At 46.3% G+C, this 15,600-nt stretch carries 16 protein-coding genes and 1 other RNA gene; 8 read left to right on the top strand and 9 right to left on the bottom strand.

The window, feature by feature from the left end; genetic code table 11:
* Positions 1 to 6: 6 nt before the first annotated feature.
* Positions 7 to 537 carry a hypothetical protein gene (locus tag QM717_RS18870; RefSeq protein WP_415039900.1) on the bottom strand — a complete coding sequence of 177 codons (531 nt, stop codon included), beginning with the start codon at positions 535 to 537 and terminating at the stop codon, positions 7 to 9.
* 783 nt (positions 538 to 1,320) lie between these two features.
* On the opposite strand from QM717_RS18870, the gene QM717_RS18865 reads away from it, so the two are divergent.
* The 3 genes from QM717_RS18865 to QM717_RS18855 all read left to right on the top strand — a co-directional run bounded on the left by QM717_RS18865 (position 1,321) and on the right by QM717_RS18855 (position 4,962).
* Positions 1,321 to 1,821 carry a SixA phosphatase family protein gene (locus QM717_RS18865; RefSeq protein ID WP_415039898.1) on the top strand — a complete coding sequence of 167 codons (501 nt, stop codon included), beginning with the start codon at positions 1,321 to 1,323 and terminating at the stop codon, positions 1,819 to 1,821.
* Entirely contained in the window at positions 1,822 to 3,945 is a 2,124-nt protein-coding gene (gene ppk1 / locus QM717_RS18860; protein ID WP_415039896.1) for a polyphosphate kinase 1, read from the top strand.
* 126 nt (positions 3,946 to 4,071) lie between these two features.
* Entirely contained in the window at positions 4,072 to 4,962 is an 891-nt protein-coding gene (locus QM717_RS18855; protein ID WP_415039894.1) for a Ppx/GppA phosphatase family protein, read from the top strand.
* 80 nt (positions 4,963 to 5,042) lie between these two features.
* On the opposite strand, the gene QM717_RS18850 is transcribed toward QM717_RS18855, so the two are convergent.
* The 6 genes from QM717_RS18850 to QM717_RS18825 form a co-directional block, all read right to left on the bottom strand.
* Positions 5,043 to 5,258 (bottom strand): hypothetical protein, encoded by a 216-nt coding sequence (locus tag QM717_RS18850; RefSeq protein WP_415039892.1) that lies wholly within the window; start codon positions 5,256 to 5,258, stop codon positions 5,043 to 5,045.
* The gene (locus QM717_RS18845) at positions 5,239 to 5,547 is read right to left on the bottom strand and encodes a hypothetical protein (protein WP_415039890.1); all 309 of its coding nucleotides are present in this window, start codon (positions 5,545 to 5,547) and stop codon (positions 5,239 to 5,241) included. Before QM717_RS18845 ends, QM717_RS18850 begins: the two co-directional genes overlap by 20 nt.
* Positions 5,548 to 5,747: 200 nt before the next feature.
* The gene (dnaX, locus tag QM717_RS18840) at positions 5,748 to 6,833 is read right to left on the bottom strand and encodes a DNA polymerase III subunit gamma/tau (RefSeq protein WP_415039889.1); all 1,086 of its coding nucleotides are present in this window, start codon (positions 6,831 to 6,833) and stop codon (positions 5,748 to 5,750) included.
* A gap of 117 nt (positions 6,834 to 6,950) precedes the next feature.
* Complete coding sequence (locus QM717_RS18835; protein WP_415039888.1) at positions 6,951 to 7,529, bottom strand: hypothetical protein; 579 nt, start codon at positions 7,527 to 7,529, stop codon at positions 6,951 to 6,953.
* Between the two features lie 78 nt (positions 7,530 to 7,607).
* On the bottom strand, positions 7,608 to 8,657 hold the full coding sequence (locus QM717_RS18830; protein ID WP_415039886.1) for a DNA topoisomerase IB: 1,050 nt from the start codon (positions 8,655 to 8,657) through the stop codon (positions 7,608 to 7,610).
* A gap of 49 nt (positions 8,658 to 8,706) precedes the next feature.
* Entirely contained in the window at positions 8,707 to 9,009 is a 303-nt protein-coding gene (locus tag QM717_RS18825) for a hypothetical protein (protein ID WP_415039884.1), read from the bottom strand.
* Between the two features lie 151 nt (positions 9,010 to 9,160).
* Here QM717_RS18825 and rnpB point away from each other — a divergent pair.
* From rnpB to QM717_RS18810, 3 genes are all read left to right on the top strand, one after another.
* Positions 9,161 to 9,495, top strand: an RNA gene (gene rnpB / locus QM717_RS18820) — RNase P RNA component class A.
* A 69-nt stretch (positions 9,496 to 9,564) separates the two neighbouring features.
* A complete protein-coding gene (locus QM717_RS18815) occupies positions 9,565 to 10,809 on the top strand; it encodes a cation:dicarboxylate symporter family transporter (protein ID WP_415039882.1) in 1,245 nt (414 codons plus the stop codon).
* A 9-nt stretch (positions 10,810 to 10,818) separates the two neighbouring features.
* The gene (locus QM717_RS18810) at positions 10,819 to 11,433 is read left to right on the top strand and encodes a peptidylprolyl isomerase (RefSeq protein ID WP_415039880.1); all 615 of its coding nucleotides are present in this window, start codon (positions 10,819 to 10,821) and stop codon (positions 11,431 to 11,433) included.
* Positions 11,434 to 11,503: 70 nt separating this feature from the next.
* Here QM717_RS18810 and rsmD read toward each other — a convergent pair whose 3' ends face one another.
* Together rsmD and QM717_RS18800 are read right to left on the bottom strand one after the other, a co-directional pair.
* On the bottom strand, positions 11,504 to 12,079 hold the full coding sequence (gene rsmD, locus QM717_RS18805; protein ID WP_415039878.1) for a 16S rRNA (guanine(966)-N(2))-methyltransferase RsmD: 576 nt from the start codon (positions 12,077 to 12,079) through the stop codon (positions 11,504 to 11,506).
* Positions 12,076 to 12,894 (bottom strand): DUF3822 family protein, encoded by an 819-nt coding sequence (locus QM717_RS18800; RefSeq protein ID WP_415039876.1) that lies wholly within the window; start codon positions 12,892 to 12,894, stop codon positions 12,076 to 12,078. The genes rsmD and QM717_RS18800 overlap by 4 nt, the downstream gene beginning before the upstream one ends.
* Before the next feature lie 215 nt (positions 12,895 to 13,109).
* Between QM717_RS18800 and QM717_RS18795 the strand changes: the two genes are divergently transcribed.
* A complete protein-coding gene (locus tag QM717_RS18795) occupies positions 13,110 to 14,534 on the top strand; it encodes an ATP-dependent DNA helicase (protein ID WP_415039874.1) in 1,425 nt (474 codons plus the stop codon).
* A 72-nt stretch (positions 14,535 to 14,606) separates the two neighbouring features.
* Complete coding sequence (locus tag QM717_RS18790) at positions 14,607 to 15,578, top strand: T9SS type A sorting domain-containing protein (protein WP_415039872.1); 972 nt, start codon at positions 14,607 to 14,609, stop codon at positions 15,576 to 15,578.
* Positions 15,579 to 15,600: the final 22 nt, after the last annotated feature.

Here is a 15,600-nt window from a genome sequence, read left to right as displayed (position 1 = left end):
CAATGATTATTGATTTCTCTCACCATTCTCGATTGAATAAAATACAGACAGGCGCTCCTCAGCGTTGCTGACCAAATTGGACAACTGCGAAGAAGTCGCAGGCACCGCCGAAACGATGTGTACATACTTTAAGCTTTTGAAACTTGAGAACAAGGATAAATCAATAGTTCCAATCAAATCATTAGCACTATTAATTCTGATCGTAACAATGTCGATGTTGTTTTTGAGCAACGCCGGATTGTTTAATCCGTTCAACGACTGCTTGTCGAGGAACAGATGTCTCGGTTTTTCGCCATAGGTTTTCACCATACCGTTTTTGAGGTACTGCGATGGCTGGAGCTTGTAGACCAAGTCTTCCACGCTTTGCGCTGGCGAATAGGCATTCGAATTCGAATTCCTGGAGGCCGTCTCATTCGCCCTTAGGGAGGCGATGAACGCTTTGATTTCCATCACTCCCGAACCGGAATTTCTGGAATCCTGTGCTGAAGTATTTACGGCAAAAAGCATAAATACCAGCAGTAGTAGTAGTTTTCTCATCATTAAAATTAGGGGATTTTGTAACAATAGAACATTGTTGGATTGGTTAATAAATTCGTTTGGGGCGTAATTTTTCATGACATTAATAATTTTGATTCATTAATATTCTCTGATGTATTTTTTTGAAATAACTTTTTGGGACACACGGACGCCAAGAAATTATTTTGGGCTAAATTACTTACATAAACCATTTTACTATCATTTTTTCCACCAACAACCGGAAAACTCGTTCAAGTGTCATTTTTTTCCAAAAATTAACATTCTTTTTACCCAAATTTTCCTGAAAATGGCCTTTTTTCACGTTCAGTTTTCAGTTAAAAAATCGACGAATGACACACAATATTTTTTGGTTTTGCATCATTTTTTCGCTATTAACCAAACCAAAACTATATTTTTAAAAATTACTGACCAAGAAAAACATCGATAAAATGCAAAAAACTTAGATAAAATACGTTAATTAACATATATTGTATTTATAATCTTACAATAATTAATAAACAAGTATTTGTTGATAACATTTAAACGAATGTTGCAGTTACGACTCAAAAATCGATATTCAAAAAAAGGAATGTGTTAAAAAAAATAAAACCAGATGTGAATATATTTTTATCGGATGAACGGCATTTTTAACATTAAAATAGCCCGAAAAAAATTACAATTATTAAAGCCCAGAAGCTTTGGGCTTTTTTGTAATCTTTTAACGTTTTCATCCAAAATTAATTTTGTAAATTACAAGTAATAAAACACACCACTTTTTTTAACAACACACCTAAGCTACTAATAATGAAAAATCTAATCTTAATCAGACACGCCAAATCGAGTTGGGAAGCACCACTCAGGGACATCGATCGTCCGCTGGACACCAGGGGCATCCACGACGCCCACCTGGTATCGATGAATTGCCAGAAATATTTACCCAAAGCCTTCCTGATCTGGAGCAGTACTGCCTCGCGTGCCTCCGAAACGGCGATGATTTTTGCCCAGAATATTTCCTACCCCGTAGAGAACATTATATTTAAGGAAGAACTGTACACCTTTGACGAGCGCGAGCTCGAAAATATAGTGAAATCGTGCAGCAACCATTATGATAATGTTATTCTTTTCGGGCACAATGAGGCCATTACGAATTTTGTTAATAAATTTGGGGACATTTACATCGACAATGTGCCTACTTCGGGCTTCGTTTCGATTAAATTCGATACCGAAAACTGGGAGACGCTGGCCAAGGGCAAAACCGAAAAGGCGCTGTTTCCCAAACATCTCAAAGAATCAAAACAAACCTAAGTGTCAGAAAACAGATATATTGACCGCGAAAAAAGCTGGTTGGCCTTTAACGCAAGAGTATTACAAGAAGCCGGAGACGACGCTGTGCCGTTGCTCGACCGGCTCCGTTTTTTAGGGATTTTTTCCAACAACCTCGATGAGTTCTTCCGTGTGCGTTTTGCCGCGATTCGTCGCTTGAGTTTGTCCGGTAAATCGGGTGAAAAGGAACTCGGCGGTGTGAGCGCCAAACAGTTGCTCAAGGAAATCACCGATACCGTCATCCAACAACAATCCGAAAGTTTGCGCATCCTGAGCATCATCGAAAAGAAGCTCCAGCAGGAGAATATTTTCATGGTCAATGAAAAGGAACTCTCGCCCGAACAGGAAACGTTCATCAAGGATTTTTTCATCCAGAAAGTCAGCCCGGCGCTCGTGACCATCATCTTGAACGATCTCGCCGAATTCCCGTTATTGAAAGATACTTCGGGTTATCTGGCTGTCAAATTGGTCATGAAGCCCAAGCAGGAAAAATCGTTGCTCAACCTGGTCAAGGTCAAGCAGGAAGTGCGTTATGCGCTGATTGAATTGCCCAAGACGATCAACCGTTTTGTGGTGTTGCCATCGAACGACGACAAGCAATACATCATGTTCCTCGACGATGTGATCCGTTACAACCTGAGCAGCATCTTCAACATTTTCGACTACGAAAGCGTCAAGGCGCATATGATCAAGATCACGCGTGATGCGCAGCTCGACATCGATTCCGATCAAAGCAAATCGCTCATGGAAAAGATCTCGACCGGCGTACGCGACCGTCTCGTAGGCGAACCCGTGCGTTTTGTGTACGACCAATCCATCGGCAAGGATACGCTCAAATTCTTCCTGTCCAAGATGGGCATCGACTCTACCGACAGCATCATTCCGGGCGGACGCTACCACAACCGACGCGATTACATGAACTTCCCGAACCTCGGAAGATTTGACCTTTTGTACCATTGGAACGAACCGTTGCCGATCCGCGGGCTCAGCCTCGACGGCAGTATCCTCGATAAAATCGCCAAGAAAGATTACCTCGTCAACGCACCGTACCAGTCATTTTCGTACCTAATCAAGTTCTTAAGGGAAGCCGCGCTCGACCCGAAAGTCACGGCCATCAAGATCACTTTATACCGTCTGGCCAAGAACTCGCAGATCATCAGTTCATTGATCAATGCGGCCAAGAACGGCAAGAAAGTCACCGTGCAGATCGAGTTGCAGGCCAGGTTCGACGAGGCCAGCAACATCTCGTATGCCGAGCAGATGCAAACCGAAGGCATCAACCTTATTTTCGGAATCAAGGGACTCAAAGTACACAGTAAAATATGTGTGATCGACCGCATCGAGGAAGGCGGCAAATTGCGCCGTTATGGATTTATCTCTACCGGGAATTTCAACGAGGCGACCGCACGCGTCTACACCGATGTGACTTTATTCACGGCACACCAGCAGATACTCAAGGACATCGACAAGATTTTTGATTTCTTCGATGTCAACTTCCGCATCCACCGCTACAAGCATTTGATCGTTTCGCCGCATTACACGCGAAGCAAATTCTATAAACTCATCGACCGCGAAATCATGAACGCCAATCTCGGGCGTCCGGCCTACATGAAGCTCAAGATGAACAGCCTGTCCGATTTCGACATCATCGACAAATTGTACGACGCGAGCCGTGCCGGGGTCAAGATCCGTTTGCAGGTGCGCGGCATCTGTTCGCTGATTCCGGGCATACCGGGCATGAGTGAAAATATCGAGGCGATCAGCATCGTCGACAACTACCTCGAGCACGCGCGCATCTATATTTTCTGCAACAATAATGAACCGGATGTTTATATTTCTTCGGCCGATTTTATGACGCGGAACCTCGACGGCAGGGTAGAAGTGACCTGTCCGATTTACGACAAGGACATCAAGAATGAACTCATCGATGTCTTCGATATCGGTTGGAAAGGAAATGTCAAGGCGCGTTTCCATTCGGAGAAACTCGACAACAAGTACCGGGTACGCGGACAAAACCCTATTTTCCGCGCGCAACTGGAAACCTTTAATTATTACCGAAATCGTCTCGATGTCGTGGCCGAAACGGTAAAAGAATTAGAAAATTAGAAAATCATAATTAGACCATTAGATAATTAGAAAATGAGATAATTTGGGGTGCGACTGGAAAATAGAAATTCTTTTATCCGCGAAACCAATTTTCTAATTTGCTAATTTTCTCATTGACACATTACAATGATCAACATTAAGAAATATGCAGCGATCGACATCGGTTCCAACGCGATGCGGTTGCTGGTGGCCAACATTATAGAAGAAGTCGGAAAAGAAACGCAATTCAGCAAAAGTTCACTGGTTCGTGTGCCGATCCGTTTGGGACAGGATGCCTTTACCGTCGGTGAAATTTCGGATGAGAACATCCAGCGCATGATCGACGCGATGAAAGCCTACAGCCTTTTGATGAAAGTGCACAAGGTCGAGCAGTACAAGGCTTGTGCGACCTCTGCGATGCGCGAGGCTTACAACGGAAGGGAAGTTGTCGACATCGTACGCCAGGAATCGGGAATCGAAATCGAAATCATCGATGGCAAAACCGAGGCGGCCATCATCGCCTCAACCGACCTGCACCACCTGGTGCGCACCGAACAGACCTATTTGTATGTAGATGTCGGTGGCGGCAGTACCGAATTTTCGTTGTTCTCGGGTGGCAAGATGATTGCATCCAAGTCATTTAAAGTAGGAACTGTCCGTCTCATCAACGAAATGGTCAACGACATCGTGTGGCAGGAAATCGAAAAATGGATCAAGACCAATACCGAAGATTATGAACCGGTCACGTTGATCGGATCGGGTGGAAACATCAACAAGGTGTTCAAGATGTCGGGGAAACTACAGGAAAAACCACTCTCTTATATCTACATCAATTCACAGTATACGATGCTCAGTGCGATGTCTTATGAACAGCGTGTCTATGAACTCGGCCTCAACCCCGACCGTGCTGACGTAATCATCCCGGCGCTGCGTGTCTACCTCAATGCGATGAAGTGGAGCGGGGCACGACAGATTTATGTGCCGAAAATAGGTTTGGCAGACGGAATCATCAAGGCTTTGTATTACGGTAAAATTTGATTTACCGCAAAGCACATAAAGTTTCAAGCCATCTTTTCTTTGCGCAGCCTTTGCATCTTTGCGGTTAAAAACTGTTGAAATCAAATATCGAGATCAAAAGTTTTCTTCAATACTTCCAAAGTGGGGTTGATCTGGTTGAGGCGGTTGTACTTGTCCTGGGTCGTAAACGCAAATTTATTCTCGACGCTTTCATTGACAATCACCTGGATCGTGATGTCGTGGTTGTGGAGCTTGCCGCGCAAATATCCCTGGAGTTCAATTTTTTCGCTTTCGAAATCAATCTTTCGAGCCTTCATTGGGCAATTCGTGGATGATTTTTGTGCCTTCGAGTTTCGGGTCGCTGATGAGCAATAGCGATTCCATAATCTTTTGCCCTTTGTCTCCCAAGCGCTGTGCGTATTTGTACCATTGCTCGAGCATTTCGGTTTGGGTGAAAGGCTCGGTCGGCAAATGTTCGACCTTCTTGACAAACGATTTGTTGGCTTCCTGCAATTCGCGTTTGGCCTTGATGCTCGACAACGAAAAAGCAGAAACTTTGGCTTCGCCCAGTTCGGTTGTGGCTCGGGTAGGTGCAGCAGCTTCCACATTGTTGGATGGCTGTGGGCTTGGGGGCAAATTATTTTCCGTTGGATTGCCAACAGCTTGCAGGTTTGTTGCCGGTGGAGTTTGCATTGCTGAACCGTCCACTGTTGTTTCGGTCGCAGCAACCGGTACGGGTGCCTGTACAATTTCGGGAGATTCTACTTCGAGTTCCTTGACGCGACCGTAGAAATATTTGGCGGGGATTATAAATCCGTCAACTTTTTTTTTTCTCCATCGTAAGTAATGGAGGCCAATTGCATCAGGCAAAGTTCAACGAGCAGACGCTGGTTCTGGCTGACCTTGTATTTCAAATCGCAATCGTTCGCAATGTCGATTCCCTTGAGCAAAAAATCCTGTGAAGCTTTTTGCGATTGGGCCGCATACATTTTCTGCGCCTGTTCACCTGCCTCGAGCAAGGTCAAGGTCGCTGGCGTTTTCGAAACGAGCAAATCCCTGAAATGAGACGCCAACCCCGACACAAAATGGTGCGCATCAAATCCTTTCGACAGGATTTCGTTGAACAGCATGAGCAAATCCGGAATCTTGTTTTCCAGAATCAAATCGGTGACATTGATGTAGGTTTCGTAGTCGAGTACATTCAGGTTTTCGGTCACGGCCTGGCGGGTCAGGTTGTTGCCGCAATAGGATACGACACGGTCAAAAATCGACAACGCATCGCGCATCGCGCCGTCGGCTTTTTGCGCAATGATGTGCAAGGCATCGTCTTCGAACTGCACACCCTGGCTTTTGGCCACTTCGGCCAAATGTTCCTTGGCATCCTTTACCGTGATGCGTTTGAAATCGAAAATCTGGCAACGCGACAAGATCGTCGGGATGATTTTGTGTTTTTCGGTCGTCGCCAAAATAAAAATGGCGTGCTTGGGCGGTTCTTCCAAAGTCTTGAGAAAGGCGTTGAAAGCGGCCTGCGACAACATGTGCACCTCGTCGATGATGTATACTTTGAATTGTCCCGTCTGTGGCGGAATCCGGACCTGGTCGATCAGGTTTCTGATGTCGTCGACCGAGTTGTTCGAAGCCGCATCGAGTTCGAATACATTGAATGTAAAATCCTCATTTGGATCGTCATAACCCGGCTGGTTGATTTTGCGCGCCAGGATTCGGGCACAGGTCGTCTTGCCCACACCGCGCGGCCCGGTAAACAACAGGGCAGAAGCGAGGTGGTTGGTTTCAATCGCATTGAGCAAAGTGTTGGTAATGGCCTGTTGGCCTACAACATCCTTGAAGGTCTGCGGACGGTATTTACGGGCTGATACGACGAATTGTTCCATAGAAAATCTAGAACAGCAAATATAAACGATTTGTTGCTTGGTTGCTTGTGGGATGTGTTAATTTGGCCGAAATGTTTTGAACAAAATCGGTCGTTTATTAACGGTAGGTTTTCCCCGCTAGATTTTGATGTGGCCCCAGTTTTCGCCGCTCTTGATCCGGAACAATTGCATTTCGCTGATGCCGAATTGCTTGGCGAGAATTTTCATTCGTGTCTTGCGGTTCGGATCGGCCAACAATTTCTTGAGGTGGATGACTTTGGTCACGGTCAGTTTGCGTCCGTCCGACTTGATGTTGTGCTCGAGCAGTTTTTGCTTGGCCCTGATCACATGCGGACTTTTCTTGTTGTGTGCGATTTTTTCTTCGTAAGTCGCCCATTTCAAATTGTCGATGTGGTCATTGTCGCGTGTGAAGTCGAGGTGCAACACGTGTTTCTGGTCTTCGGAAGTTTTCGGGATGAACAGTTCGGCGACCAATTTGTAAACGAAGTACTGTTTTTGGAGCGCATTTCCTTCGGCATCCTTGATTTTGCAACGGAAGACTTTGTAACCGTCAATCTTTCCGTGGAGTTCATGACCGTCTTCGTGTTTTTCAGAATAACTGATGAGACGGCCGCGGTTCGAAACCGCGTAGCGGTACTTTAACGGGTAATCTACTTCGATTTCTCGAAAGATTTCGTTGGGATAAATTCTAAGCATGTATTTTCTGGCATTTGTGGTATGACGTAAAAGTATTGTTTTTTTTTTGATTAAGCATTATTTAGCTTTCTCTTAACATTAGCCGAGGGCTTTGGCAATCAGTTCGGTCTGCAGCAGACGCACGAGTGCTTTTTCTTGCGGATTCAGCCGGCCATTGTTGCCGTTTGGCTCATAATTCCAAATCGTTCCCCGCTCATAGGCGGCAATTACGGTAGGATGTACGTAATATTTACGGCATACGGTTCTTGTGTTTCCCAATTTCGAAGCGACCTGATCGAGCACTTCGATGATTTTGTGTTTGGTTTCGGTTGCCGTCGTTGGTTTTTCGGATTCCTGGAATTGCTGCAGCGCGTTCACCGTTCCGGCCCAGCACCTGAAATCTTTCGCGGTAAAATCTTCTTGCGTGATGGCCTTGAGGTAATGGTTGACGTCGCCTGAACCAATCGCATGGCGCTTTCCGTCATCATCATAATATTGGAACAATTCCTGGCCCGGAATTTCTTTGCACCGCCTGACCAGGTTGACCAATTTCCGGCTGTTCAAGCTGATTTTGTGTTGGATGCCTTTCTTGCCGACGAATTCAAAACGCGCGATCGATTTGTCAAAGGAAACGTGTTTGTCGCGCAGTGTCGTCAATCCGAAAGAACCGTATAATTTTTTGTAGGCGTCGCTTCCAATCCGGATGTTGGTCATCTCAATGAGTTCGACCACCAGCGCAACGACTTTTTCATAAGGCAAACCTTTTCGCTTCAAATCTTTTTCGACCTGTTTCCGGATTTTGGGCAACGCTTGCGCGAATCTCCTGAGTCGGTAAAATTTGGATTGGTTCCTGATTTGGTTCCAGTTCGGATGGTAACGGTATTGCTTGCGGCCTTTGGCATCGGTACCGGTCACTTGCAGGTGTCCATTTTCGTAAGGCGAAATCCAGACGTTTTCCCAGGCGGGCGGAATGACGAGTTTTTTGATTCTTTCCAGCGTGGTCTTATCGGTGATTTTTTTTGCATCATGATCCACATATTCAAAACCCTCTTTTTTTCTTAGGCGGAAAATCCCGTTTGCCGAATGGGCAGCGTATCGAAGTCCGACCGATTGCGCGGTACTTTTCGGGTCGCTGCCAATTCTTTCCAATTTTTGCTGCAAACGGTTCATTGACCTAATTGTATAAGAAAAGGAAGGATTAATTTTCCCTTCCTTTGATGCTCAAATCGTTGAGTACTTTGGTCGCGCTGATTTCGCCTACCGACAAATCGCCCGCAACGAAAACGCCCTTTTCGCCCGATTTCGATTTGATGCCGTAAACAGTTGCTTCATCGCCCGGGTCGCTTTCCCCTTCGTACCTATAAATGTGAACGATTTCGAAATCGTCCGGATGCTCGACGATGCGTTTTTCGTCGAGGTTGAAATCGGTATTAAAACCTTTGCTAGCCAACTCCTCCAAGGCTTTGGAAACCGTGGCGTAATGATACATTTGACGTTCCATGATGCTGCATTTTTTTTTCCGCTGCGCTCCAACAGTTCGGCGGCGCCTCGGGTGATGTTTGATAAGCATAAAATTAGCCCATAAAAGCGCGGACGAATTATATCATTTGTACAGAAAGTTATAATTTTTGCATTTGAAGTTGTACTTTTGCCGCGCAGACCGCCTTATCGCTGCCGAGCAATCGGGAGAGGAAAGTCCGGACACCATAGGGAAGCATAGCGGATAACATCCGTCGGCCGGAAGCAATTCCGGTTAGGACCAGTGCAACAGAAAGCAAGTACAGTTCGGCTGTAGTGAAACCAGGTAAACTCTATGTGGTGAAATTTCAAGTATACCGGCTCCCGATCAGTCGGGGAAGGGTTTCCCGCCCGTTGCCGGAGGGTAGAAAGATCGAGCCGGTGGGCAATTGCCGGCCTAGATAAATGATAAGGGTTTTGTTGATCAAAAGACAAGATACAGAATCCGGCTTACAGGTCTGCTTTTTTATTTCAGATTTTAGATTTCAGATTTGTTGATTTTAAAATCGGCTTACGGAAATCTTTCCTACCTTGCACCATGCATTTTCCAAATGACATCTCCAAACCCAAGCGCAGTTGGCATTACCGCGTTTTGACCAATTTGACCTTCTGGGTTTTAACCGCGATTGTGTTCGGTGTTTGGCTCGGGCATTACTTTCCTGAGACGGGCGTGAAGATGGAAATCGTCGGCAAGACCTTTGTCGACATCATCAAATTGTTCATCGCACCCATCATTTTCCTGACCATCGTGCTCGGCATTTCGGGTATGGGCGATTTGAAAAAAGTGGGCCGCATCGGCGTGAAATCATTGTTGTATTTTGAAACCGTGACAACCTTGGCGTTGGCCATCGGTATTGCGGTGGCTTATCTTTTGCAACCCGGCAAAATCGACAAATCGGGATTGGCGTTGCAAGATCCTGCAAAATACACCAAGGCTTCCCAGTTCAGTTGGTTCGAATTTTTTCTGGCCAATCCGACCTTGCAGATTTTACTCACCGCGATCCTCATCGGTATACTCTTGAATTACACCAAACACCGCGAGCAAGCCGTGAATATTTTAAGCCGCATTTCCAAAGTGGTGTTTCTCGGATTAAAATACGTCATGTACCTGGCCCCGATCGGCGCGTTCGGTGGGATGGCTTTTACGATCGGCAAATTCGGATTGGCCACCTTGATTCCTTTGGGCAAATTGATGCTGACCGTTTATGTGACGATGGCGTTGTTCATTTTCATTGTGCTTGGAAGCATTTTACGGTATTACAAAATCGGCATCCTCCAACTCCTTAAATATATAAGAGAAGAATTGCTCATCGTTTTGGGGACTTCTTCCTCCGAAGCGGCGCTGCCATCCATCATGGTCAAACTTGAGAAAATGGGCTGTAGCAAACCGGTTGTCGGATTGGTCATTCCGACCGGTTATTCGTTCAACCTCGACGGCACTTCGATTTATCTGTCGATGGCGGTCATTTTCCTAGCGCAGTTGTATGACGTGCATTTGGGTTTTTGGGAAATCACGAGTATCATCGGTATATTGATGATCACTTCGAAAGGTGCGGCGGGCGTCACCGGAAGCGGATTCATCGTCTTGGCCTCGACCTTGACGGCCATCCATAAAATTCCCGTCGAAGGGTTGGCGTTTTTGCTCGGCGTCGATAAGTTCATGAGCGAGGCGCGCGCCATAACCAATCTGATTGGCAACAGCGTCGCGACGATTGTCATTTCCAAAAGTGAAGGCGATTTTACCCAGCCCGATTTCCATCCGCAACAAGACGAACAATTCTAAAAAAGCGTTATGAAAAAGTATTTTTTAATTGCATCGGTTTTGATTTTAATGGGCTGTAAAAAGCCAACATTTGAAAAAGAATGGACCACCGAACAAGCCCCCGAAACTTTTACCGCCATTTTTGAAACCACGCGCGGCGATTTCGAGATGGAAATCCGAAGGGAGTTTTCACCCAAGGCCGCCGACCGCCTGTACCAACTCGTCAAACACGGCTATTACGACAATGCCATCTTTTACCGTGTCGTTCCCGATTTTGTCGCGCAGTTCGGCAATACTGATACCATTGTCATGAACCAGTGGCGCACCGTTGTCGTTCCCGATGAGCCGGTCAAGCTGCAAAACGAAAAAGGAACGGTCAGTTTTGCGCGTTTCGGCAAAGACACGCGAGACCTCGAATTGTTCATCAACCTCAAGGACAACCCGGTTTTGGATACACTCGATTTCGAAAACGTCAAGGGATTTCCGGCTTTGGGCAAAATCACCAAAGGAATGGAGGTGGTCGAAAAACTGTATTCGGGTTATGGCGAACAGACCATGAGCGACGAGAACCTGTATGTGAACCGGGAATTGTTTTACCGAACCTATCCGAAATTGGACCTGATCAAAAAAGCCTATTTGAAATGACGATTGACCGCCAAGCACGCTAAGTTTTTCGCAAAGCTTTATTTTTGTCAATTCTTTGCGGTAGGAAAAATTATTCTTCCTCGCTGTCTTCCTCGGCATCTTCGGTTGGTTCGAATTCAAAAAAGCTAAAGAACGAACCGCCATAACTTTTCTGGAACGAGAAATGTTCCAAATGCTCCATCTTCGTGTATTTCGAATGTTCGATGACCATCATGCCGTCGGGATCGAGCAGACCGCGTTCGAAAACGAGTTGTACGATTTTCTCAAAGGTTTGCTGGTCCAATCCATAAGGCGGATCGGCAAAAATCAAATCGTAGGTCGCGGTGTTTTTTTCAAGGAATTTAAAAACATCGCTTTTGATCACGGCGATATCGAAATCGAATTCCGATGCAATCTGTTTGATGAATTTGATACAACCGAAATCGGCGTCGACACTTGTAATATTATCACTGCCGCGCGACCCGAATTCAAAACTGATGTTGCCCGTACCCGCAAAAAGATCGAGTACCTTGAGACCCGAAAAATTGAAATGGTTGTTGAGTACGTTGAACAACGCCTCCTTGCTCATGTCGGTCGTCGGGCGGACGGGAAGGTTTTTGGGTGGGGAAATGCGCCGGCCTTTGTATTTTCCGGAAATGATCCTCATGAATGGAACAGGATGAAATGTTTGCGGTTCTCGGCCTCGGTAAACGAATTGTGCTGTTGGGTGTTGGAAACGTCAAACAGCGATACGTTGCGGATGTAGCGGTAAGCGATTTCAAAAAATGGGCTCGCCTCATCGATGTCGCCCAGCAATTCGAGCTTGAAGTATTCGGGATTCAGATTGAGTTGCTCGGCCGTAAACAACAGATAGTAGATGAAATCCTCGGGCGTACGGTATTCAAACGAGTTGAACAACAACAGGTTTTGGTTCTGCACCACGATAATCTCAAAACGGCCCGCGCCAAAATGGACGAACATTTTTTTCTCATCGACATTCTTAGACGCCTCGAGCAATTTCCACACTAAAACCGTGTTGGCATGCTTGTAATCGAACTCGCTGTATTGGTCCACGAAGAAATTGTTGATGTTCACATACGGAATGTACACCGCGTTCATATGAAATACCGACATCGAATCGTACGCAAAAAAATCCGATTCGAACACCTTGGTATTGTACTGCAAATAGCTGCCAAGGAAATGCTCATCGAACAAGGCTACCGGCACAAAAGTCGACAGGTTGTTGTTGTGCACGAGCAAAACTTCGTCGTATTTCTCGGCCAACTCATAATGGCCGCGCAACGCATTGCCATACAATTCCTCGATTGGCGTGTTGTTTGAGGTATCAAAACGAACCTCACGGAAACCCAGCACGCGGTGGTTCAGCGTATCGGTGGTGCAAAAAGACAGACCGTCTGGCGAAACCATGATCGACAGTTTTTTGTAGACTTTCTCGGTGATGTTCGGGTTGTGTACCAGCATATGCCCGCAAACTTACAAATTTTTTGGTTGGGGATGGATTTTTTTTAGGAGCAAAACATTTGTCTTCGGTTCACTACTTGTCCCGCTATCCGCTCTATCTTTTTTATTTCCAAAAAGGAAAATAAAAAAGGATAGCCGCTGCTATCGGGGCTATTGTCGACGAATCGTTTCCAAAACCCGTTTCCCGACCCCAAAATTCCACTATATTTGTCCCCATGATTTTCCAAGATTTCTACCGCATCCTTTTAGGCCGTTTCCCCTTTTCGCCCACGCTGAAACAGGATGTTTTTTTCCAGAAAATCGCACAATTCATCACCAGCCCGACGAGCGACCAGATCTTTGTGCTAAAAGGTTACGCCGGAACCGGAAAAACCACCGTCATCTCGACGATCGTCCAAAGCCTGCCTGACATCCAATGCAAATCGGTATTGCTTGCCCCAACTGGACGCGCGGCCAAAGTGATTGCCAACTATTCGCAGAAACCGGCATTCACGATCCACAAGAAAATTTATTTCCCGAAGAAAAGTGGCGGCGGCGTTTCGTTTACGTTGCAGCAAAACAAACACAAGAACACCCTATTTATAGTAGACGAAGCCTCGATGATTTCCGACCGCGATTCCGATTCGAAAATGTATGCGAATGGTTCGTTACTAGACGATTTGATTTCGTATGTGTATTCGGGAACGAACTGCAAAATGATTTTGCTCGGCGATACCGCGCAGTTGCCGCCCGTCAACCTTGACATCAGCCCGGCGCTCGACACCGATACGCTCGAAATGCACTATTACAAATCGGTCGACCACATCGAGCTCGACGAGGTCATGCGACAGGAAGAAGGCTCGGGCATTTTATACAACGCCACCGAAATGCGCCAAATCCTGAAGCAAGAATTCATCGATTCGTTCCAGTTCGACCTTTCCGGATTTAAAGATATTGTGCGTTTAACTGACGGTTACGACATCCAGGACGCGATCAACACGGCCTACAGCAATTACAGCATCGAGGACACGGCCTTTATCGTGCGTTCGAACAAACGCGCCAATGCCTACAACCAGCAAATCCGCAGCAGGATTCTCGACAAGGAAAGCGAACTCTCGACTGGCGATTTCCTGATGGTCGTCAAGAACAATTATTTCTGGCTCAAGGACAACGACACGGCCAGTTTTATTGCCAATGGAGACATTGTTGAGGTGTTGGAAATGTTCGGCATTCTCGAACTGTACGGATTCAAATTCGCCAAGGTCAAGATCCGCATGGTCGATTATCCGGACCAGCGGCCATTTGAAACCGTGTTGTTGCTCGACACGATCACGAGCGAATCGCCTTCGTTGAGCTACGAAGAATCCAATCGATTGTACGAAGAAGTCATGCTCGATTACCAAGACGAGCCCAACAAATACAAGCGTTTCCAAAATGTCAAGGAGAACGAATACTTCAATGCGCTGCAGGTCAAATTCTCCTATGCGATTACCTGCCACAAATCGCAGGGCGGGCAATGGGATACGGTTTTTGTAGAGCAGCCGTATCTGCCCGACGGTATCGACCGCGATTACATCCGGTGGCTGTATACGGCCGTGACACGCGCGAAAGAGAAGTTGTATTTGATTGGGTTCAAGGAGGAATCCTTTTTGGAAACGTGACAGTTATCCTTCCAGACGCTTCAGTTGTCATTTTTTAGTATTTGGCTAATAATCAAATGGTTAATTTTAAATATGAAACCATTTTTTTATGTATTGCTGTTGCTTTGGGGCATCGAAGTTTATCCGCAACGCCAATGGGCGGTCAACGATTCGACCGATTACGCCTTGGGAAATACACACATCGTGGCCGGACGCCACAAGCTTTACCTCGAGAGCCAAAACAACCTGTCGCTGCTCTACGACTTTACCCAGCCAGACGAGCCCGATTATTACATCCGCGATTTCGATTTTATCGACAACCAGCATTGGTATGTATTGGTCGGCAGCCGCTACATCGGACACCCGACGCAACTCTATGAAACGGTCAATGCCGGCGCCGATTGGCAACCGATCCTGCCCGAATCGTTTACCGTGCCTGAAACCTTGAATGGCAAGGCCGAAAGCATCAACCAAATCCAAGTGCTCGACGGACGCATTTACCTGTTCAACGGCTATTACATTTCCAATTTATTGTATTCTGATGATTTTGGGCAGACCTGGGTGTATTGGTTCCAAAGCGTCATTGCGCATTATTACCAAATGTACCGCTGCGGCGATGCGCTGTATTTGCATGGCTTGGCCGGCGACGCGTTCCAGCCGTATTTGTTTGAAATTCCTCAAAGTTTGTTGCCGCAGCAAAATGTGACCAATTTCTACAGCGGATGCCACAACCTGTCACCGCATTGCTATTATCCGCCGTCCAACAGTACGGTTCCCGAGATTGTGGCTTATTTTGATACGGTCATCGATGGGGTTTGCAGTTTGGGGATTTCTGATGGGGCAAAACCGATAGCGGGCCTGGTGGCCAATCCGGTGCAAGACTTTTTCGAGATGGTCTCAGAAGTTCCTATTTTAAAGATGGAGGTCTATAATCTGTTTGGCCAATCGGTGGCCCATTTCGATAATACGGCCCATGGCAATATCGGAAATCTGGCTTCGGGGATTTACCTGCTCCGGGTAGCAACCGAAAATGGATCGGCGACTTTGCGGTTGTTAAAACGATGAGGCGCAATCCACCCGACGGGCA

The sequence above is a fragment of the Flavobacterium sp. genome (assembly GCF_047602195.1).
Taxonomy (GTDB): domain Bacteria; phylum Bacteroidota; class Bacteroidia; order Flavobacteriales; family Flavobacteriaceae; genus Flavobacterium.
The sequence above is the reverse complement of the archived record's forward strand: the minus strand, read 5'-3'. Positions and strand labels throughout refer to the sequence as shown.